The 20,749-nt window shown below is 69.2% G+C and carries 19 protein-coding genes; 11 read left to right on the top strand and 8 right to left on the bottom strand.

The window, feature by feature from the left end; genetic code table 11:
- Positions 1–2: 2 nt before the first annotated feature.
- Positions 3–701 carry a DUF899 family protein gene (locus tag ACXJKM_RS18170; protein ID WP_457354194.1) on the bottom strand — a complete coding sequence of 233 codons (699 nt, stop codon included), beginning with the start codon at positions 699–701 and terminating at the stop codon, positions 3–5.
- Positions 702–944: 243 nt separating this feature from the next.
- On the opposite strand from ACXJKM_RS18170, the gene ACXJKM_RS18165 reads away from it, so the two are divergent.
- Positions 945–3,737, top strand: coding sequence for a protein kinase domain-containing protein (locus tag ACXJKM_RS18165; RefSeq protein ID WP_457354192.1), 2,793 nt, complete (start codon positions 945–947; stop codon positions 3,735–3,737).
- On the opposite strand, the gene ACXJKM_RS18160 is transcribed toward ACXJKM_RS18165, so the two are convergent.
- Together ACXJKM_RS18160 and ACXJKM_RS18155 are read right to left on the bottom strand one after the other, a co-directional pair.
- On the bottom strand, positions 3,707–4,366 hold the full coding sequence (locus tag ACXJKM_RS18160) for a peroxiredoxin (RefSeq protein ID WP_457354190.1): 660 nt from the start codon (positions 4,364–4,366) through the stop codon (positions 3,707–3,709). The two genes, ACXJKM_RS18165 and ACXJKM_RS18160, sit on opposite strands and share 31 nt — an antisense overlap.
- Positions 4,367–4,677: 311 nt before the next feature.
- Complete coding sequence (locus ACXJKM_RS18155) at positions 4,678–5,370, bottom strand: hemerythrin domain-containing protein (protein ID WP_457354188.1); 693 nt, start codon at positions 5,368–5,370, stop codon at positions 4,678–4,680.
- Positions 5,371–5,490: 120 nt separating this feature from the next.
- Between ACXJKM_RS18155 and ACXJKM_RS18150 the strand changes: the two genes are divergently transcribed.
- The 4 genes from ACXJKM_RS18150 (at position 5,491) to ACXJKM_RS18135 (ending at position 10,141) form a co-directional block, all read left to right on the top strand.
- A complete protein-coding gene (locus ACXJKM_RS18150) occupies positions 5,491–7,953 on the top strand; it encodes an ATP-binding protein (protein WP_457354186.1) in 2,463 nt (820 codons plus the stop codon).
- 237 nt (positions 7,954–8,190) lie between these two features.
- Positions 8,191–8,931, top strand: coding sequence for a hypothetical protein (locus ACXJKM_RS18145; protein ID WP_457354184.1), 741 nt, complete (start codon positions 8,191–8,193; stop codon positions 8,929–8,931).
- A gap of 98 nt (positions 8,932–9,029) precedes the next feature.
- Positions 9,030–9,485, top strand: a complete 456-nt coding sequence (locus tag ACXJKM_RS18140) for a hypothetical protein (protein WP_457354182.1) — start codon at positions 9,030–9,032, stop codon at positions 9,483–9,485.
- Positions 9,486–9,589: 104 nt separating this feature from the next.
- Complete coding sequence (locus ACXJKM_RS18135) at positions 9,590–10,141, top strand: hypothetical protein (protein ID WP_457354180.1); 552 nt, start codon at positions 9,590–9,592, stop codon at positions 10,139–10,141.
- On the opposite strand, the gene ftrA is transcribed toward ACXJKM_RS18135, so the two are convergent.
- Positions 10,116–11,144, bottom strand: a complete 1,029-nt coding sequence (gene ftrA / locus ACXJKM_RS18130) for a transcriptional regulator FtrA (protein WP_457354178.1) — start codon at positions 11,142–11,144, stop codon at positions 10,116–10,118. The genes ACXJKM_RS18135 and ftrA overlap by 26 nt on opposite strands.
- 64 nt (positions 11,145–11,208) lie before the next feature.
- On the opposite strand from ftrA, the gene ACXJKM_RS18125 reads away from it, so the two are divergent.
- The 4 genes from ACXJKM_RS18125 to dbpA are packed head-to-tail and all read left to right on the top strand — an operon-like array spanning position 11,209 to position 15,612.
- Positions 11,209–11,613, top strand: coding sequence for a rhodanese-like domain-containing protein (locus ACXJKM_RS18125; protein WP_457354176.1), 405 nt, complete (start codon positions 11,209–11,211; stop codon positions 11,611–11,613).
- 32 nt (positions 11,614–11,645) lie between these two features.
- Positions 11,646–13,853, top strand: a complete 2,208-nt coding sequence (locus ACXJKM_RS18120; RefSeq protein ID WP_457354174.1) for an alpha/beta fold hydrolase — start codon at positions 11,646–11,648, stop codon at positions 13,851–13,853.
- A complete protein-coding gene (locus tag ACXJKM_RS18115; RefSeq protein WP_457354172.1) occupies positions 13,850–14,194 on the top strand; it encodes a translation initiation factor Sui1 in 345 nt (114 codons plus the stop codon). Before ACXJKM_RS18120 ends, ACXJKM_RS18115 begins: the two co-directional genes overlap by 4 nt.
- Before the next feature lie 20 nt (positions 14,195–14,214).
- Positions 14,215–15,612, top strand: a complete 1,398-nt coding sequence (gene dbpA / locus ACXJKM_RS18110) for an ATP-dependent RNA helicase DbpA (protein ID WP_457354170.1) — start codon at positions 14,215–14,217, stop codon at positions 15,610–15,612.
- A gap of 266 nt (positions 15,613–15,878) precedes the next feature.
- Here dbpA and ACXJKM_RS18105 read toward each other — a convergent pair whose 3' ends face one another.
- Positions 15,879–16,376: a hypothetical protein gene (locus ACXJKM_RS18105; protein WP_457354168.1), complete on the bottom strand. Its 498-nt coding sequence runs from the start codon at positions 16,374–16,376 to the stop codon at positions 15,879–15,881.
- 197 nt (positions 16,377–16,573) lie between these two features.
- Between ACXJKM_RS18105 and ACXJKM_RS18100 the strand changes: the two genes are divergently transcribed.
- Together ACXJKM_RS18100 and ACXJKM_RS18095 are read left to right on the top strand one after the other, a co-directional pair.
- Positions 16,574–17,476 (top strand): hypothetical protein, encoded by a 903-nt coding sequence (locus tag ACXJKM_RS18100; RefSeq protein WP_457354167.1) that lies wholly within the window; start codon positions 16,574–16,576, stop codon positions 17,474–17,476.
- 128 nt (positions 17,477–17,604) lie between these two features.
- Positions 17,605–17,829, top strand: a complete 225-nt coding sequence (locus tag ACXJKM_RS18095; protein ID WP_056199021.1) for a hypothetical protein — start codon at positions 17,605–17,607, stop codon at positions 17,827–17,829.
- Between the two features lie 3 nt (positions 17,830–17,832).
- On the opposite strand, the gene ACXJKM_RS18090 is transcribed toward ACXJKM_RS18095, so the two are convergent.
- The 3 genes from ACXJKM_RS18090 to ACXJKM_RS18080 are packed head-to-tail and all read right to left on the bottom strand — an operon-like array spanning position 17,833 to position 20,737.
- Positions 17,833–19,602: a glutamine--tRNA ligase/YqeY domain fusion protein gene (locus ACXJKM_RS18090; protein WP_457354165.1), complete on the bottom strand. Its 1,770-nt coding sequence runs from the start codon at positions 19,600–19,602 to the stop codon at positions 17,833–17,835.
- Positions 19,603–19,656: 54 nt separating this feature from the next.
- Positions 19,657–20,472: a hypothetical protein gene (locus ACXJKM_RS18085; RefSeq protein ID WP_457354163.1), complete on the bottom strand. Its 816-nt coding sequence runs from the start codon at positions 20,470–20,472 to the stop codon at positions 19,657–19,659.
- A 10-nt stretch (positions 20,473–20,482) separates the two neighbouring features.
- Positions 20,483–20,737: a hypothetical protein gene (locus tag ACXJKM_RS18080; protein WP_056199013.1), complete on the bottom strand. Its 255-nt coding sequence runs from the start codon at positions 20,735–20,737 to the stop codon at positions 20,483–20,485.
- Positions 20,738–20,749: the final 12 nt, after the last annotated feature.

The following is a 20,749-nucleotide window of genomic DNA, read 5'->3' as shown; positions in this document are numbered from 1 at the left end:
CTTCAGTATTGGAGCTTGGGGTACCAATCGGTGCCCCGCCCCTCGGGCGTGAGGTCCAGCACGGACCACAGCGACGCGATGTCCGGCGCATCGCGCGGGTCCTGGCCGGGGTCGCCCATGGCCTTGGTCATCTCGCTGGCCCAGAACAACCTGACCTGCTCGCCGTCGCGCCTGAACACCACGAGGGCCGGGTACTCGCTGCCGTCGGGCTGCAGGATGCCAAGATCCTTGGCGTAGTCGTCGCCGACGGTCTGCACGAAGTTGAGATCGCGCCAGCCGCGCTCTTGGGCGAAGGCGTATTGCCGCTCGACCGGCGAGCGGCCGAGGATCTTCAGCGCCACGCGCTGCTTGATGTCGGCGGCATTGCCGTTGACGGCGCCCAGCCAGTTGGTGCACATCGGGCAGGGGCGCTCGCGCTGCGGGCCGTACATCCAGAAGTAGGTTACCAGCGTGTCCTTGTCGCCGAACAGCTCGAGCAGGCTGACGTCGAAGGCCTGCTCGTCCTTGAACTTGTAGGGTTTGGCGATGACCGGCCCGGGTGGCAGCGCGCGCCGCTGCTCGGTCAGGCGCGTCATGTGGCGGCGGAACTCGATCTCCTCGGCGAGCAGGGCCTTGCGGGCCTGCTCGTACTCGGCGGAGGCGCCGGGAAAGGGTGTCTTGGCCCGGGAGGCCAGTTCGGTGGCGGAGGTCAGGTCAGGCATGCGGTGTCTCCTGCAACTGTGCAACAGGCTGATGTTGTCCGGCCCGCTCCGTCGGCGACATCGGTCTCGGCCATGCGCCTGTGCAGGCCTGCACCTACAGCGGCACAGGTCCTGGTTGCGGGCGAGCGCCGCCTCATCGACCCGGTCATGACGGCGGTCTGACGCAACGGCGCAGGCCAGGCCGCCCGCTGTCCACCGAGTKGGGGACGGCACGGGCGGCCTGCCGACCGCAAACTGCGGCGCATGACTGCGATGTCCCTCGACGAGCTGCGCACGCTGAGCCAACTGCTGGACGAGGGCCTGGAACTGGCGCCCGCGGCGCGCCCGGCCTGGCTGGCGGCGCTGCCCCTGGGGACGCTGCGCGAGCGTTTGGCGCAGATGTTGGATCGCCATGACGCCGGGGAGCACGAGGGCTTCCTCGCTGCGCTGCCAGGCCTGGCAGAACCGCTCGCTCTGCGGGCGGGCGAGCGTGTCGGGCCCTATCGGCTGCTGCGCCCGCTGGGCCGCGGCGGCATGGGCGAGGTGTGGCTGGCCGATCGGGCTGACGGCCTGTTCGAGCGCCAGGTGGCGCTGAAATTGCCTCGCGGGCACTGGGCTGACGGCGAGGCCTTTGCCCGGGAGACCGGTCTCGTCGCCCGCCTGGAGCACCCGCGCATCGCGCGTTTGTACGACGCCGGCCTGGAGCCCGGCCCCGACGGCCAGCCGCGGCCGTATCTGGCCATTGCCTACGTCGAGGGGCGGCCGTTGGACGAGGCGGCCGCCGGACTGGCGCTGCCGGCGCGGCTGCGCCTGTTCGTGACGATCGCCCGCACGCTGGCGTATGCCCACGGCCGCCTGGTGCTGCATCGCGATCTGAAGCCGGCCAATGTGCTGGTCGACGCCGAGGGCCGGCCGCATCTGCTGGACTTCGGTATCGCCGCCGTGCTGGGCGTCGTCGGCCCGGGCGCGCCGCCGCCGGCCTGCACGCCGCGTTACGCGGCGCCCGAGTTGCTGCTGGGCGGTGAGCTGAGCGTGCAAGTCGACGTCTATGCACTGGGCGTCATGCTGGGCGAGTTGGTGGCAGAGGCGGGCGATGCCGACCTGGCCGCTGTCGTCGCCCGCGCCTGCGCGACGGAGCCGGGCCGGCGCTACGCCAGCGCCGACGCGCTTGCCGACGAGGTCGAGCGTTGGCTGCGTCAGGAGCCGGTGCAGGCGCGCCCTGCGGCGCCGCTGCGGCGGTTGGGCCTGTTGCTGCGTCGTCGCCGTCGTGCCGCGATGCTGGCTGGCGGCGTGCTGGTTGTGATCGGCGTCCTGGCCGTGCAATTGGCTGGCCAGCGCCAGCGCGCTGCTCTGGCCGCCGAGCGCGAGAACGTGGCCACGACCTTCGTCGCCGAGATGTTCCGCTTTGGCGCCGAGCCGCAGGCCCGTCATCCTCACGGCGACGGCGAAGTGCCGCTGCTGGAGCGCGGCGCTCAGCTGATTGAGCAGCGCTTTGCCGGCGATCCCGCCCAGCGGGCCCGGCTCTACCGCGTGCTGGGCGATGCCTACGAAACCATGGGGGCCGCGCCACTGGCCGTCAACCTGCGGGAGCGTGAACTGGCCTCGCTGCGTGCCCAGGCCGCGCCGGCCGACGAGACACGCGCGGCTGCGCAGCGCCTGGGGCGTGCGCGGCTTGACGCCGGGCGGCCGGACGAGGTGCTGGCGGCCCTGCCCGACACGCCCGGCGACGTGGACACCGGCCTGCTGAAGGCGCGTGCCCTCGTCGATCTCGGTCGCATGGACGAGGCCGAGACGTTGCTGGCGCGCCTGCCCGCGCCAGCCGATGCCGCTGGGCAGGCGTGGCGCCACCTGCTGCGCGGCGAGCTGCTGAACCGCCGTGGCCATGAGCCCGAGGCCCTGGTTGAGTTCCGCGCCGCCGCTGCAGGCGAGGACACGCTGGCCGCCGCCGAGGCCGGCCTGCGTGGCGCGCGTTGGGCCGCCCAGCAGGGTCGGCACGACGACGCCCTGGCCCTGCTAGCGCCGGCGCTGGCCACGCTGCGCGAGCGCGGCGGCCTGTACGCGGTGCGCGCGGAGGTCGGCGCGGCCAACGTCTGGTCGGCCATGTATGCGACGACGCTGTCGCTGCCTTTCGAGCGCGTGCGCGCCGAGCTGGAGGCCTGCCTGCAACGGCTGCGCGCCCTGGGCGACGGTGTGCCGCCGCTGCTGCTCGCCCAGGTGCAGGGGCATCTGGGCCGCCTGCTGTTGAACTGGGGCGACGTGGCGCAGGGCGCGCCGCTGGTGGAGGCCGACTACACGCAGCGCCTGCCGCTGCTGCACCGGCCGGTCGAACTGACCATTGCGCACGGCCGTGCCGGTGATGCGGCCATGGAGCGCGGGCAGCACGAGTTGGCGGCCCAGCGCTTTGCATTGCGCCGCCAGGCCCGTGTAGCGGCCGGCAAGGGCCTGCATCCGCTGCTGGCCGGAGATATCCGCCTGCAGGCGCTGAACGCCAGCATGGCGGGTGAGATGGCCGGCGCGCTACGTTTTCTTGACGAAGCGCCGGCGCCCGAAGCGCTGCGCGGCGCCGGGCACGACCCGGCCTGGTACGAAGAGGTGCTGCGCGAGGCCCGCGCCCGGGTCCTTGTCGACAGCGGCGACGCGGCGCTGGCCCGCCAGGCGCTGGCCCGCCAGGCGCTGGCGCTGGCGACGCGCCATGAGGCCAAGCCGCAGGACGCCATGCTGACGGCCGGCTTCGCCACCGGGCCTGAGCTGCTGCGCGCTGAAGGCCAGTGCCTGCAGCCGGACGCCCGCGCTGGCCTGGCCCGCATGCGCGCCTTCGTCGCCGCGTTGAGCCTGCCGCACCACCCGGCCGCGCCGCAGATCGCGCGCCTGCACGGCGTGGCCGCGCTGTGCGCCTGGCGCGCTGGCGACCGCGACCAGGCCGCGCGCTGGGTCGCGCTGGCCCGCACGGCGCTGGCCACCCAACCGGGTGTCAGCCCCTACTACAGCGCGCCGCTGCACCGCCTGGAAGCCCAGGCGTGCGGGTCTCAGGTGGGCTGTTTGGTGATGCGCAGATAGGGCTTGGGCGCCTTCCAGCCGGCCGGGAACAGCGTCTTGGCGTCCTCGTCGCTCACCGAGCCGGCAATGATGACGTCGTCGCCCTGCTTCCAGTTCACCGGTGTGGCGACCTTGTGCTTGGCGGTCAGCTGCATGCTGTCCAGCGCGCGCAGGATCTCGTCGAAGTTGCGGCCCGTGGTCATCGGGTAGGTCAGCATCAGCTTGATGCGCTTGTCCGGGCCGACGATGAAGACGGAGCGCACGGTGGCGTTGGTCGCCGCGGTGCGGCCCTCGGACGTGCCTTCGGTATCGGCCGGCAGCATGTTGTAGAGCTTGGCGACATGCAGGTCGCTGTCGCCGATCATGGGGTACTTGGGCAGATGGCCCTGGGTCTCCTCGATGTCGGCGGCCCAGCGGTGGTGGTTGTCCACCGGGTCCACGCTCAGGCCGATCAGCTTGGCATTGCGCTTGGTGAACTCGGGCTCGATCTTGGCCATATAGCCCAGCTCGGTCGTGCACACCGGCGTGAAGTCCTTGGGGTGGGAGAACAACACGGCCCACTTGTCGCCGATCCAGTCGTGGAACTTGATCTCGCCTTGCGTGGTCTGGGCGGTGAAGTCGGGGGCGRTGTCGTTGATGCGCAGGGACATGATGGTCTCCGTTGGGGGCTTGGGTGGGGGTGGGGCCTGCTAACACTGCGGCAATGGGGTTGGGCACCCGGCGAGGATTTGCAACGCCGCTCGCGGCCTTTCTGGCCACAACCCGAAGGGAAGGCCCGTCGCCGGGGGCCACTCGGCGTTGCATCGCTTGCCCGCACGCGAGTGCGGGCGGCGCGCTGCGCCTTGATTGGCACCCGGCGGCGGGCCTTCGCGGCCCATTGCCGCAGTGTTAGCAGGCCCCATGATAGGAAGGAAGCAAGGGCCTGTTCCGCATGAGCTTGATCGAAACAGGTCTATGGAAATCAGGCGGCCAGGCTCGGGACTTCGGCCAGCACGCCCGCCCAGACCTCGGGCGGGATCGCGCGGCGGGCGATCGGGCCGTAGCGCGCCCACTGCTCGGGGGTGCAGACGGTCTTGAGCGAGTGCACGAACACGCGCGTGGCGCCGACGGGCGAGTTCTTGGTGCTGCCGAAGGCGGCCAGCGACGCGACGCCGTGGGCCACGAGGTGGTCGAAGCCGCCGTGGGCGATGCCGGCCGACACGCACCACTGGGCGAAGAGGGCGGCCTTGCCTTCCTTGGGCAGGCGGTTGACGAGGGGCATCATGATGTCCTCCTCGTGCAGCAGGTGCGCCTCGGCGCAGGCGCGGTAGGCGGCGAAGGCATCGCGCAGCGCGCCGACGCCCAGCGGGATGGCACGCGTCACGGCGGCCTGCAGTTCGTGCTCGTCGACATGCTCGGCGCGGAACATCGCCGCGTTTGCAGCGCCGTCGAAATGCAGGTCCAGCATGGACGTGATGCCGCCGCCCGCGCCCTCCATGCCGTCCTCCATGGCCGCATGGACGGCGATGGCATCGACATAGGCGCCCCAAGCCGGCGCGAAGCCGCCCAGGTCGCCGCGTTCGGCCAGCGGCGCCAGCACCTTGGCCAGGTCGTTGCGCAGCACCTCGTGGTAGTTGCGCATGATGGCGGGAACGGAGACTTCGGGTTCGGTCATTGCGGCTCCTGGGTGACGTGTTGCTGTGGGACGAATGCTCGCGGCAGGCGCGGTTCGATGGTTGTTCAACGTTGTTAAACCGGCGGCTTTACAGTGCCCGGCGCAATCACCGGAGCCGCCTTGCCTGCCACCGAACCCGCCCACCCGCCGACCCAGCCGCTGCGCTTCGGCCCGGGCGGCCGCTTCGAGCTGCGCCCGGCCGAGTACCGGCTGCTGGTGGACGGCGAGCCCTCGGCCCTGGGCGGCCGCGCGCTGGACCTGCTGTTCACGCTGGCCGGCCGGCCCGCCGAGCTGTTCACCAAGGCCGAGCTGATCGAGCGCGTCTGGCCCGGGCTGGTGGTGGAAGAGGGCAACCTGCGCGTGCAGGTCAACGCGCTGCGCCGCCTGCTGGGCGAGGACGCCATCGCCACCGTGCCCGGGCGCGGCTACCGCTTCACGGCCGCGCTGCACGACGACCCACAGGCCGCTGATGCGCCGCCGCCCGCGCCCGCCACAACCACGCTGTTCGGCCGCGACGCCGACCTGGCCCGCCTGCGCCAGGCGTTGGCCGCGCCCGGCTGCGTGAGCGTCGTCGGCAGCCCCGGCGTGGGCAAAAGCAGCCTGGTGCGCGAGGCGCTGGCGCGCTGGCAGGGCCGCGCTTCCTGGGTCGACCTGGCGCCGCTGACGCTGCCCGCACAACTGCCCGACGGCATCGCCCGTGCCTTCGGCGGCCAGCTGAGCCCGGGCGAGGCGCTGCCCCAGCTGCTCAGCCTGATCCCGGCCGACGACGACCTGCTGCTGGTGCTGGACAACGCCGAGCACCTCGCCGCGGTCTGCGCCGAGTGGGCCGCCCAGCTGGCCACGCTGGCCCGGCTGCGCCTGCTCGTCACCAGCCAGCTGCCGCTGGGCGTGGCCGGCGAACGCCTGCTGCGCCTGGAGCCGCTGCCCGTGGCCGAGGGCGTCGACGGCCCCGACCCCCGCGAGGGCGCGCTGGCGCTGCTGGTGGCCCGCATCCGCGCGGTGGACGCACGCTTCGACGTGTCCGCCAGGTCGCTCCCGCTGCTCGCCGCGCTGTGCCGGCAGCTTGACGGCCTGCCGCTGGCGCTGGAACTGGCCGCCGCGCGCGTGCCGCTGATGGGCCTGCAGGCCGTGCACGACGCGCTGGCCGAGCGCTTCGCGCTGCTGTCCCGTGGCCGGCGCGATTCATCGGCCCGCCACCGCACCCTGCTCGACGCGCTGGACTGGAGCCACGGCCTGCTGGAGCCGGCCGAGCAGCGCCTCTATCGCGCGCTGGGCGTGTTCGCCGGCGGCTTCACGCTGGACCTGGCCGTCACGCTCAGCAGCGACGAGCACACCAGCCGCTGGGATGTCGTCGATGGCCTGGCCACGCTGGTGGAGCGCTCCCTCGTCAGCGTCGCCAGCGAAGACCCGCCACGCTACCGCCTGCTGGAGACGATGCGCGCCCATGCGCTGGCGCGGCTGGGCGACGCCGACGGCCATTCCGCGCGCCGCCGCCATGCCGCGGCCGTGCTGGCGCTGATTGCACCCAGCGACGACGCGGCGCTTTGGCTGGCCGACATGCAGAACGTCCGCGAGGCCTTCCTGTGGGCGCGCGAGCACGACCTCGCCACCGCCGCGCAGATCGGCGCCCGCGCCGCCCGCGTGATGGTGTTCACCGTCTGGCGCCACGAGGTGACGCAGTGGATGCTGTCTCTGCAGCCGGCGATGGAGGCCCGCGGCGAGGCGGTGCCAGCGCCGGTGCAGGCGCTGTGGTGGTCCATGCTCGGCTACCTGCTGCTCATCCGCAGCGACCCGCGCGCCGTGCCGGTCTCGCGCAAGGCCGTCGACCTCTGGCGGCCGCTGGGCAACCCCGCCGAACTGCTCATCGCCGCGGCCCACTGGGTGCGCGCCTTCACCGAGGACGCGCCCGAGCTGGACGAGGCCTGCACGCTGCTGCGCGAGCTGGCCGCGGGCGACGACTCGGCCCCGACGCGGCTGCGCCTGAACGGCGCGCTGGCCGTGGTGGCCCGCTTGCGCCGCGACACCACCGAACTGCTCGCCTGCATGGAGCGCGAGCAGCTCGCCGCCCGCGAGCTCGGCCAGTCACAGCGCGTGCAGGTGGCCGAGAACAACATCTGCCTGACGCTGGTGCGCCTGGGCCGCTTCGAGGAAGGCGCCACACGCACCCGCGCACTGTTGGAGGTGCTGGACGCCGACGGCAGCGGCAGCAACGGTAGCCTGCCCTGGGTGCTGAACGCCCTCGTCGAGGCGCTCGTCGGTTTGGGCCGGCTGGACGAAGCGCAGGCCCTGCTGCCGCGGTCCCTGGCCGCGCAGCGGCGCTTCGGCACGACGGTGGCCTGGCTCGGCATCCTGCCGCTGCTGGTGGCCCAGGGCCGCATCGAAGCCGCCTGCCGCCTCGCCGGCCATGTGCGCGGCCGCTGGACGGCCAATGACACGGCGTTGGACCCGCTGGAGCTGCGCGCGTTGGACGGCGCGCTGGACGCCGGCCGGGCCTTGCTGGGCAGCGACATCACCGCGGCGCTGGAGGCCGAGGGCAGGGCGCTGGGGGATGAGGCGGTGGAGGGGGTGGTGTTGCGGCGGTAGGAGCGGGGCTCGCTTCGGCGGTGCAGGGGCCGCTTTGCAGCGCCGATGGCAAAGTCGCATCGACGATTGCCGCTTTCTACATCAATTTAATGACGCTGATCTTCAGTGCGCCGGACGAATTGTTCATCTACAACAATGACTTAGGACGAACCGCGTGGACCTGGTTAAGCGGCACACGGCGGGGTATTCAGCACGGCGTGCTGGATAAACTGGTACTTACCCATCACAGGAGTATTTGTGACAACTGCAAAAGATAAATTCGAAAATGCTAGTCAGACCTACGCAAAAGCGGCAAAAAACCTGGAAAGGCGGTTGACCGATCCGAAAGTTCAAACAGAGGAAGAGTCGGAACGACTGATTGGGTTGGGCGTGGCCATTGATTGGACTCGCAGGGCAAGTCACTTGCATCCATTGAACTATGACAGTAAGTTCCTCAACAAGTCGGCAAGGTCACCTGGGGTGACTGAAATGGTGAGATTTAATTTGGCTTGGTCGGGGATGAACGCGCTCTTCTCAAGACCGTCCATACTGAATCTGTTTGGCGGGACAACGGCAAAGAGCGAACTCCAGCGCTTCCGATTTCTTTATGGCAAGGCCGGGCTTACCGCTGCCACCGCAGCCGACCAGGAGTCTGCGTTACAACAGCTTCTTGCGATCCATATCAACACGAGAGTTCCCGGAGTTCCGGCCGGTCAGACAGTCACGACGCTGCACTCGCTCTTCTATAAGTACACGCCGTCTGATGTCCAGAACATGGCCACTGGGAAGGTAATTCGGAACGCGTTGACCTCCGGGAACTTTTCGGCTCTTGACCTTCCGCTACTGATCTATGCCATGCGGAACTGGAGTGTTCATGGGGGAATAATAGGAAGCAGTTTCCGCAGCGACACCCGATTCGATATGTACATCGGAACCGTCCAAATGGCGCTTGCTGACGTGCATGAAACCTTAGCAAAAAAACTCCTCACCATCGTGTAGATGACGGCTAACCTTGCTCTGCAGCGGACGGCTTCGCCGCCCGCTGAGCTTGCACATTGAACATCACTGGGGACGGATCGCCGACCATGAGCACACCAATGAACATCGAACACTTCAACCGTGTCGTTCTTGTGACGCTAGATCAGCTCCATGACGCATTTCCAGTGCCGATTGAGCTAAAAACGGTAGAGGTCGCCGAAGCTGCGGCGCCAGGAACACTTCCGCCGGAACCATCGTTTAACGACCTTGAGGCAACGTTCGAAGCGATCAAGTTTCTTGCCGCCGAGGGATTTGTCCAGTACGCGAATCATTACTTGGATGGCACCGCGTTTCTTCACGTTCAACTCACGATGAAGGGGCTGACGGTTTTGGGTCAAGTTCCCAATTCGCTAGACAAGAAGCCGGCGCTTGCATCCCAAATCAAAACCGCCCTTAAGGCCGGGGCCCTGAGTGCCACCGGTGATGCTGCTAAGCAGTTGGTTGGTCAGATTTTTACTGCCACTATCACCGCTGGTCCGGCACTCGGCTCGGCAATCGCAGCAGCGGTGAGGTAGTCATGTTCAACCCTTCGCTGCCTTGGACGGCCTCGCCGTTCGCTGATTTCGTACGTTAGGCGTCAGAAGAAGCACCGTCGCAGTTCCCCTACCTAATCTGAAAGATGATCGAATCGAGATACTGGCGCGCAGAGCTACGTTCGGAGCTTTCTTGGCTCAAGCGACAACAGCGTTACGGTCGGTGGTCTGAAAAGCAATTGGTCCTATACGAACGGAAGCTGATGCTCGTGGCGTTCCAAGTGCGTTCGCTTCTCGAACGACCAAAAGTCAATGATGCTGCGCGTGGCACTCTCATGCCAGCGGTGCGCTACAAGAAGGTCGGGAATCGTCCGTTTACCTACACGGGCTCTGGTTGGCCAGAGGATCGATTCGACATGAATCGCCCGGAACCAGTCTCGCTGTCTGCCATGGATGTGTGCAACCAACTCATCCACTATTACTGGATGCAGACATGGTCAGAGGAAAAGGCTTTCGCAGGAATGCTGGTGTTCTCCGATTACATGCGACATAAGTGGGCTTACGAATTTCGCATCGACGACCTACTCCGCCTATTCCAGGTGTTTGCGCAAGAATCTTCGGTCGTCATCAGCTCTGAGTCCCACTGGGACGAGAAGAGGCAAGACTATGTTGTCATCCGCGCAACCGGCCCGGACTGACGCCTAGCCCCTCGCTCAAGCGGGCCACCCCAAAACTGCTCCGATACGCCCGCGGCGCCAGCCCCAGCCGCGCCTGGAAGTGGTGGCGCAGCGCCTGCACGCTGCCAAAGCCAGCCTCGGCCGCGACGCTCTCGACGGGCAGGCTGCTGGCCTCCAGCAGCCGCTGCGCCTCGGCCACGCGCTCGGCGATCAGCCAGTCGCCGGGGGACTGCCCTGTCGCGTCAGTGAAGCGGCGCAGCAGCGTGCGCGGGCTCATGGCGCCGGCCGCGGCCATGCGCTCCAGCGTCCACGGCGTGCGCAGGTCGGCGCGCACCTGGTCCATCAGGCTGGACAGCCGGTTCGTGCGGTCGCGCGGCACCGGCCGCTCGATGAACTGCGCCTGCCCGCCGCCGCGGTGCGCAGGCATCACCAGCCGGCGCGCGACGCTGTTGGCGGCTTCCACGCCGAAGTCGCTGCGCACGAGGTGCAGCATCAGGTCGATGCCCGCCGCGCTGCCGGCCGATGTGAAGACGCGGTCCTCCTCGGCATAGAGCACGCCGGCATCGACGTCGATGGCCGGGTGGCGCTCGCGCAGCTTGTCGGCATAGCGCCAGTGCGTGGCCGCGCGGCGGCCGTCCAGCAAGCCGGTGGCGGCCAGCACGAAGGCGCCCGAGCAGATCGATGCCAGCCGCGCGCCGCGCTGCCAGGCTTTGCGCAGCCGCCCGGCCAGCGCCTCGGGCACCGGCACGTCGGCACCCTTCCAGCCGGCCATGACGATGAGGTCGGCCTGGTCCAGCAGCTCGATGCCGCCGTCGCTCATCACGCTCAGCCCGCCGTGCGCGCGCAGCGGCCCGGGCTCGATGGCGGCACTGGCGAAGCGATACCAGCTCGGGCCCATCTCCGGCCGCGCCAGGCCAAAGACCTCGGCGGCAATGGCGAACTCGAAGGTGCACAGGCCGTCGTAGACCGGCGCGACGACAAGCGGCCCCGTCGTCGTTGGCGAAATCTTGTCGATGCTTGTCATGTGCGCCAATTGTGGCGCAGCGCCCCGCTGGGCACGATGACGACGCCATCAACCAGGAGCCGAAATGCCCAGCCAAGTCACCGCCATTCCCGCCGCGCCCGCCCATCTGGCCGAGGCGCACTTCGCCGCTGAGTTCACCTTCGAAGCCGACTGCTGGGACGTGCACGATGCCCTGACCCAGGGCGCCGATTTCGTGCTGCTGGACGTGCGCTCGGCCGAGCTCTACGCCCGCGGCCATGTGCCAGGCGCCATCCATTTCCCGCACGGCAAGCTTGTCGAGAGCAAGCTGGCTGTCTGGCCCAAGGACACCCTCTTCGTGACCTACTGCGCCGGCCCGCACTGCAACGGCGCAGCCCGCGGCGCGCTGCGCCTGGCGCGGTTGGGCCGGCCGGTGAAGATCATGGCCGGCGGCATCACCGGCTGGCTGGACGAGGGCTTCGAGCTGGCGACCGCGGCCGTGCCTGCCTGAGCCCTGGACCGAGGCGCGGCTAGCATGTCGTGATGAAGATCCTCATGACCCTGCTGGCCGCCCTCTGCGTCACAAGCGCGGCCTCGGCCCAGACCCTGACCCTCGAACGCCTCACCGCTGACCCGCCGCTCGCCGGCCGCCTGCCGCGCCAGGCCGAGATCTCGCCCGGCGGGCAATGGGTCAGCTTACTGCGCCCGTCGGCGGCGGACAGCGAGGTGCTGGAGCTGTGGGCCCAACCCGCGGCCGGCGGCGAGCCGCGCAAGCTCGTCAGCGCAGCCGACCTGCTCGGCGGCGCCGCGCAGAAGCTCAGCGAGGCCGAGAAGATGGCGCTGGAGCGCCAGCGCATCAGCCAGCGCGGCATCACCGGCTACCAGTGGTGCGGCAGCGACGACAGCGCGTTGCTCTTTCCGCTGTCGGGTGACCTCTATCTGGTCAAGTTGAGCGCCGGGGGCCCTGAGGCGCAGCGCCTGACGAACACGCCCGACGCACCCAAGCAGGACCCGCGCTGCGCCCCCGACGGCAAGACCCTGGCCTATGTGCAGGGCGGCGAGCTGATGGTGCTGCCCCTTCAGGCCGGCGCCCAACCGCGCCCGCTGTTCGGTGCGCGCATGAATCCCCGTGTGACCTGGGGCCTGGCCGAGTTCATTGCCGGGGAGGAACTGGGCCGGCATCGCGGCTTCTGGTGGAGCCCCGATGGGCGTCAGCTGCTGGCGCTGCGCGTCGACGAACAGCGCGTGGGCTTGAAGACGCGGGCGCAGATCTTTGCGGACCGCACCGAGATGACGGAGCAACGCTATCCGGCTGCCGGTGAAGCGAATGCCCAGGTCTCCGCCTTTGTCATCGGCGTTGCCACCGCTGAAGCGCATGCGCTGCAGCTGCCGACCGGCGCCGAGTACATCTCCCGCGCCGGCTGGTTTGCCGACGGCACGCCTTGGCTGCAATGGTTCAACCGCGACCAGACGCGGCTGACGCTGACCGAGTTCAAGGCCAATGCCGCGGCGCACGACATCACCGTCGAGACCGATGCGGCCTGGGTCGAAGTCCATGACGATCTCATCGAGACGCCGCGCGGCCTGCTCTGGTCCAGCGAGGCAACGGGCCGTCGCCAGCTGCTGCTGGTCAACCGTGCGACCGGGCAGCGCACGCCGCTGACGCAGCAGGCCGAAGCGGTGGCGCATGCGGTGTGCGTGGGCGAGCGAGGCGTCGTCTTCGCCGCCGCCGGCGACCGCGGCAAGACCAGGGAGCTTTACCTGCAGCCGCTGGCCGGGGGCAAGGCCCAAGCCTTGTCAGGCATGGCTGAACGCCAGTGGCGCGATGCCAAGGCCGACAGAGCCTGCGCCCGGCTGCTCGTCACCCGCTCGGCCTGGGGCCAGCCACCGCGGCTGGAACTGCGCAGCCTGGGCCGCGACGGTGCCATCGCCCTGGCCGGTGATGCGCCCGACCCGGCGCTGGAGGCCTTCGCCAACATCCCGCTGGCACTGGACCTGACGGCGGCCGACGGCAGCACGCCGTTGAATGCCTTCTTCTTCGCGCCCGCCAGCCGTCCCGGCCAGGGCAAGCATCCCGCCATCGTGCTGGCCTATGGCGGCCCGGGCTCCGCGACGGTCAACTGGGGCTGGGGCCGCGACATGCCATTGATCGCCTACTGGCAGCAGCGCGGCTATGGCGTGCTGATGCTGGACGTGCGAGGCATGGAGCACCGTGACCGCGCCTTCACGCGCGCCCATTTCCGCAGCTTCGGCCAGCACGAGGTGGCCGACCTGTTCGCGGCCGTGCGGCAGCTGCCCGGCCGCGTGCCGGGCGTGGACGCGGCGCGCATCGGCTTCTTCGGCTGGAGCTATGGCGGCTTTCTCGGCGCGCGGGCGATGCTGGATGCCGACACGCCGTTCGCGGCCGCCGTCGCCGTTGCGCCGGTGACCGACTGGACGCTCTACGACACGGCCTATACCGAGCGCTATCTCGGCATGCCGGAGGGGGGTAAAGCGGCCACCTACGCCAGCGCCAATCTGCCGGCGCGCGCGTCGCTGCTGAGCAAACCGCTGCTGCTGATGCATGGCACGGCCGACGACAACGTGCTGTTCGAGCACACGCTGCGCCTCGTCGAAGCCCTGCAGACCGCCGGCAAGACCTTCGACCTGCAGATCTACCCCGGCAAGGCCCACGGCATTGCCGGCCGCGCGGCGCGGTTGCACCTTTACCGCACGATGGACGCCTTCTTCGAGCGGCACCTGAAGCCATGACGCTGGTCTACTCGACGGACGTCGGCCGGGTCTGCCCCGGCTGCGGTCAGCCCATCGCGCAATGCGTCTGCAAGGCCAAGCAGCGGCCGGCCGGCGACGGCATCGTGCGCGTCAGCCGCGAGACGGCGGGCCGCAAAGGCAAGGGCGTGACCGTCATCAAGGGCCTGCCGCTGGACGATGCGGCGCTGACGGTCCTGGGCAAACAGCTAAAGGCCCTGTGCGGCAGCGGCGGCACGGTCAAGGACGGCGTCGTCGAGATCCAGGGCGACCACCTCGACAAGGTGCTGGCCTGGCTGAAGGCGCGGCCCGAGGGCTGGACGGTCAAACGAGCCGGCGGTTGAGCCCCAACGACAATCGCGGTATGACCGATACCGCTTTCGACCGCCTGCCTCTCAGCCCCGCCATGCTGGCCAACCTCGGCCAGCTCGGCTATGCGCAGATGACGCCCATCCAGGCGGGCAGCCTGCCGCTGGCCCTGGCGGGCCGCGATGTCATCGGCGAAGCGCAGACCGGTTCGGGCAAGACGGCCGCCTTCGCCATCGCGCTGCTGCATCGGCTGAAGGCCGACCTGCCGCGCGTGCAGGCCCTGGTGCTCTGCCCCACGCGCGAGCTGGCCGACCAGGTCACCCAGGAGATCCGCCGCCTGGCCCGCGCGGCCGACAACATCAAGGTGCTGAGCCTGTGCGGCGGCAACCCCATGAAGCCGCAGATCGAGAGCCTGTCCTTCGGCGCCCACATCGTCGTCGGCACGCCGGGGCGCCTCATCGACCACCTGGAGCGCGACACGCTGGACCTGTCGGCGCTGAACACCCTGGTGCTGGACGAGGCCGACCGCATGCTGGACATGGGCTTCCTGGACGACATCAAGGCGATTGCCAAGCGAGCGCCCGCTAACCGGCAGACGCTGCTGTTCTCGGCCACCTTCCCCGAAGGCGTGACCGAGATCGCCGCCAAGTTCATGCGCGAGCCGCAGACGGTCAAGGTCGCGGGTTCAACGAGTGCCGCCGCGTCCACCATCCGCCAGATCGCCTTCGAGGTGGGGGAGGGCGAGCGCCTGGACGCCGTGCCGCGCCTGCTGCGCGCCTTCCGGCCCGAATCGACGATCGCCTTCTGCAACACCAAGCAGCAATGCCGCGACCTGGAGGCCGTGCTCGCGGCGCAAGGCTTCATCGCGCTGGCCCTGCACGGCGACCTGGAGCAGCGCGATCGCGACCAGGTGCTGATCCAGTTCGCCAACCGCAGCGCCTCGGTGCTGGTGGCCACCGACGTGGCCGCGCGGGGCCTGGACATCGCCAACCTGGCCTGCGTCATCAATGTCGACATCAGTGCCGATGTGGAGCAACACGTGCACCGCATCGGCCGCACCGGCCGGGCGGGTGCGGAAGGTCTGGCCCTGAGCCTGGCCAGCCTGGACGAGATGGGCCGCATCGGCCGCATCGAGCAGCTGCAAGGCCAGGAATTCAAGTGGCAGCCGCTGGATAGCCTTCAGGACGCTCCCGGCGGCCCGCTGCTGCCGGCCATGGACACGCTGCAGATCCTGGGCGGCCGCAAGGAAAAGATCCGCCCTGGCGACATTCTGGGTGCGCTGACCGGCGAGGCCGGCTTTGCCGGCACACAGATCGGCAAGATCAACGTGACCGACTTCCACAGCTATGTGGCCGTGGAGCGCGGCATTGCCAAGGAGGCGGTGCGCCGACTGTCGCTCGGCAAGCTCAAGGGGCGCAAGGTCAAGGTCCGCCGGATGGCCGACCTGGAATAGGGCCTGTTAGCGCCACGGCAATGGGTCGCGAAGGCCCGCCGCAAGGGGCCAATCTAGACGCAGCGCGCCGCCCGCACTCGCGTGCGGGCCAGGGCTGCAACAACGAGTGGCCCCTTGCGGCGGGCCTTCCCGAAGGGTTGCGGCCAGAAAGACCGCATGCTGTGTTGCAGATCCTCGCTGGGCATGAGCCCAGCTTACGGTCTGCTGTCGTGCCTGCGGCCTTTCTGGCCACAACGCGGCCCATTGCCGTGGCGCTAACAGGCCCTCTAATTCAGCCCCTGCTTGGCCCGTTCGCGGGCCATGTAGTTGGCTTGATCGCGATCACGATCGCGCTGCACGCGGGCCTCGCGCGTCTCCCAGTCGCCGCAGCTGAAGTAGGAGCCGCCGAACAGCCAGCCCAGCAGGCTGGAGTCGTCGACCGCTTTCCCTTCACCGCCGGTGCAGACCATCGCCGCCTTGGAGCTGCTCTGCTCGGTCAGGGCTTCCTGCACGAGCATGGAGCGCGACATCAGCACCGAGGCCGGCATGGCCACGGCCAGCAGCACGCCGCCGATGACAACGCCCTTGGCCCAGCGCGGCAGCGCGCCGCTGGCAGGCGCGGGTGCCGCCGCCGCACGCGCGGTTGCCGGTTGGGGCCGGTTGAAGGGAATCGTGGCGGCGAAGGACGTCGCCTCGGTCGCCGTGGTGCCCGAGCGGCCGCCCGCGCCACTCAGCAGCCGCGGCTGGGCAGGTTGTTGGGGCGGATTGGTTGTGGCGGCCGGCATGGGGTTCGAGGGCCCCCGAAAGAGAGCCGAACGCGATGCTAGGGAGGCCGTTGCGGGCGGATTGTGAGCAATTGCAAGGGCGCGGCGCTGAGGGTGGAAATGCGTGGAGGAAGTCACGATCGCCAGTTGCGCCATAACGTGCCCGTTCAGGGGTGGCCACCATTCCCGGGCCTGGCTGGCAGAGCTACATTCGGCCCGTGTCCAGCATCCTCGACCTGCTCAGACGCCGCCTGTTGAAGGGCCTGCCAGCGCTGCTCGCGGTGGCAGCCGGAGTGGCCCATGCGCAGGAACTGACGCTGACGCTGCGCGCGCCTGACAGCGAGGCCGACCTGCGCAACGCCTACATCCGCGATGCGGTGCAGTTGGCGCTGGACAAGACGCGCGCGACCGACGGCGCTTACCGCCTGCAGCTGTCAGCGCCCATGAACAAGCGGCGCGCGCTGCTGGAAGCCGCCCAGCAGGCCGCACCGAACTTCCTCGTCGTCACCGGGCCGGACGCCGGCCGGGCCGCGGGCCTGGTGCCGGTGCTCTTTCCCATCCACCTGGGCGTGAACCGCTACCGCGTCTGCTTCGTGCACACGCCCCAACGCGCCGTCGTGCGCGAGGCCGATACGTTGAGCGCGGTGGCGCGGCTGCGCCACGTGCAGGGCCGCGGCTGGGCCGATGCGGACATCCTGCGTGCCAACGGCTTCACGGTCGCCGAGGCCAACGGCTACGAGGCGCTGTTCCAGATGGTGGCCATCGGCCGGGCCGACCTGTTCTGCCGCAGCGTGCTCGAGGTCGGCCAGGAGGTGCAGGCCCACACCGGCCTCAAGGGTCTGGCGCTGGACGACAGCCTGCTGCTGTCCTATGACCTGCCGCAATACATCTATACCCATCCCGGCAACCAGCAAGCCATCGAGCGCATTGCGCGCGGCCTGCGCCAGGCTTATGCGGACGGCTCGCTGCAGGCTCTGCTGCGCCAGCACCTGCAGCCTTCGCTGGCGCTGCTCAACCTGCCTCAGCGCCGGTTGATGACGCTGAACGTGCCCAGCCCGGCCCTCATCGAGATGAACGACCGGCCCTTCCAGATCGACGTGCTGCGCGGGCCGCTGCGTTAGGACATGCTACGGGCGTGACATCTTGGCGCCCGGGCAGTCAAGTGCGGGGGGCAGCAAGTTCAGCTGCGACCTTTTCACGCGCAAGGGCCCCATGCGGCGCCTAGTCTGCAAGCAAGACGAGGTGCCCCATGAACTCACGCCCCATGCCCCTGATGAGCGACAACTACGAGTTGCGTTTCGAATCCCTGTTCCAGGCCGGCCGCGGACTGGCCTTTCCCTGTGATGCGCAGGGTGGCGTGCGGCTGGATTCCCTGAGCGACCGGGCGCGGCAGAACTATCTGTTCGCCCGCGCCGTCGTCGGCCGCGAATACGCCGTGCCCATCGTGCTGCGTTGCGGGGGCGCGCGCGACTGAGGGCTATTTGGAGAAGCTGTCCTTCAGCCCGGTGATCTTGTTGAAAACAGGTTTGTCGGCGCTGTGGTCGACGCGGTCCGTGACGAAGTAGCCGTGGCGCTCGAACTGCCAGCGCGCATCTGACGGCGCATCCGCGAGCGAGGGCTCGACAAAGGCCTGCACGACGCGCAGCGAATTGGGGTTCAGGAACTCGATGAAGTCGCGGCCACCAGCATCGGGCTGGGGCTCTGCAAACAGGCGCTCGTACAGACGCACTTCAGCCGCGACGGCCTCGTGTGCCCCAACCCAGCCAATCGTGCCCTTGACCTTGACGGCATCCGCGCCCGGCGTGCCGCTCTTGGTGTCGGGAATGACCGCCGCCAGCGCCGCGGTGATGTTGCCCGCGGCGTCCTTCTCGGCGCCGGTGCATTCGATGATGTAGCCGGCCTTCAGGCGCACCTTGTTGCCGGGGAACAGACGGAAATAGCCCTTGGGCGGCACTTCGACAAAGTCCTCGGCCTCGATCCACAGTTCGGGGCCGAGCGAGAACTTGCGCTGACCCAGCTCCGGCTTGTGCGGGTGGGCGGCGGTCTCGCAGGGCTCGCGGTGATCGTTGGAACCGAAGACTTCGGCGTAGTTCGTCAGCTTGAGCTTGAGCGGCTGCAGCACGGCAAAGGCGCGCGGCGCCTGCGGCTCGAGGTCGGCGCGCAGGGCCTGGTCGAGCACGGTGTCGTCGATCCAGGCGTTCTGCTTGCTGGCACCCGTGGCCTCCACCATGGCGCGCACGCTCGCCGGCGTGWAGCCGCGGCGGCGCAGGCCSACSAGSGTSGGCATRCGSGGGTCGTCCCAGCCGCTSACGYGCTTTTCTTCCACCAGCTGGCGCAGCTTGCGCTTGCTGGTGACGACGTAGTTCAGGTTCAGGCGGCCGAACTCGATCTGCTGCGGCAGCGGGCGGGCCAGCATGCCGAGGTCGGCCAGGTGCTCCAGCAGCCAGTCGTAGAAGGGGCGCTGGTCTTCGAACTCCAGCGTGCAGATGCTGTGGGTGATGCGCTCCAGTGCGTCCTCGATCGGGTGGGCGAAGGTGTACATCGGGTAGATGCACCACTTGTCACCGGTGGCGTGGTGCTCCGCATGCTTGATGCGGTACAGCGTCGGGTCRCGCAKGTTGATGTTGGGCGAGGCCATGTCGATCTTGGCGCGCAGCACCATGGCGCCGTCGGCATGCTGACCATCGCGCATTTCACGCAGGCGGGCCAGGTTCTCTGCCGGCGTGCGATCGCGGAAGGGGCTGTTGACGCCCGGGCGGCCGAAGTCGCCGCGGTTGGCGCGCATGTCCTCGGCGCTCTGCTCGTCCACATAGGCATGGCCGGCGTTGACCAGCGCCTCGGCGGCGGCGTACATGAAGTCGAAATAGCTGCTGGCCTCGAACAGGTTGTCGCCCCAGGACCAGCCCAGCCACTGCACCATCTCCTTGATGGCGTTGACGTACTCCAGCTCCTCCTTCTCGGGGTTGGTGTCGTCGAAGCGCAGATGGCAGGCGCCGCCGTAGTCGCGCGCCAGGCCGAAGTTCAGGCAGATGGCCTTGGCGTGGCCGATGTGCAGATAGCCGTTGGGCTCGGGCGGGAAGCGGGTGCGGATGCGCGCCTCGTCCAGCGGGCCGGCATTGTGGTGGGCGGCGTCGCCCGGCGTGCCGGCGAAGTGGCGGCCGGCGAACGCGCCGGTCTCGAGGTCGTTCTCGATGCGCTGGCGCAGGAAGTTCGTCGCAGGTGCAGCGGGTGCAGCGGGGTTGCTCATCGTCGGCTCTGGAAATGGAAGCGGGCCGTGTTCCAGGCCCGCAGTGCGCCGATTCTAAGGACGTGGCTGCTGTACCCGCAGCGGCAGCCGCACATGGGCCAGCCCAATGCTGATCCAGACGGCCACGCTGAAGTACAGCGTCATCCAGACGACCTCGCTGCGCCAATGCGCCCAGTCGTGCGAGACCGTCCAGCGGCTGCTGGCATCGGCCACACCCGCCACGAGGCTGGGGTAGGCCCGGCCGGCGGCTTCGTCGGCCAGCCAGCGTGCCCAGTACATGGGCACATCCACCGCGAACATATAGGCCGCGTAGATCGCACCCGCGACGATGGCCAGGGCCAGCCAGCGCCGCGCCGCTCGCGTGGCGTGCGGCCACATGGCCAGCAGCGCCAGCACGCTGAGCAGGGCGACCGTGCCCCACAGGGTCTCTTCGACGACATGGCCGATATTGCGCGTCGTCAGCACGGCATACCAGGAATTGACCTCGGCGATGGCGATCAGCGGCAGCACGGCGCCCGCTACCCGGAGGCTGAAGCGGTGCCCGGTTGCCAGTGCCGCGCCGCGCAGCAGCAGTGCCCATTGGGCGGCAAAGCTCAGCTCGGCGATGGTGGCGACGGTGCGGCCGACCAGCACGCTGGACGCCCAGGAATCCACCATGACGAGGCGCGGCACGTCAAAGACCGGCAGCAAGGAGCGGTAGCCGCAGCCCAGCACGTAAAGCGCCGACAGCAGCAGCTGCAGGCGCTGGTGGGGCCAGGTGGTGCCGTCGGGGCGGTTGCGGTGCAGCCAGGCGGTGGAGGCCGTCCAGGCGATCAGGTTGAGGCCGGCGATGGCGCAGAGCAGATGCCACCAGTAGGTTGCGTCGAGCATGGTGTTCTCCTCAGCCCGCCTTCGGTGGCCGTCCGGTCTTGACCGGCGCCAGCCGGTCCAGCGCGGCGGCCAGCGCCTTGGCGTCGAGCTGGGCCAGGGCCTGCAAGCCCGCGCGCAGCAGCTCGCTCTTCTTGGCTTCACGCTTCACGTCGTGCAGGCGCAGCTTGAGTTCCTTCAGCAGCGCGTAGTCGGCTTCGGGCATGGTGAAGCCGTCGCGCACGAGCTTGGCGCGTTCGGGAGGGGCGGGTTTGCGGGCGTGGCTCATAAAGATGGAAAC

The organism is Roseateles sp. P5_D6 (assembly GCF_054049415.1).
This window is presented reverse-complemented; position numbering and strand designations above follow the sequence as displayed.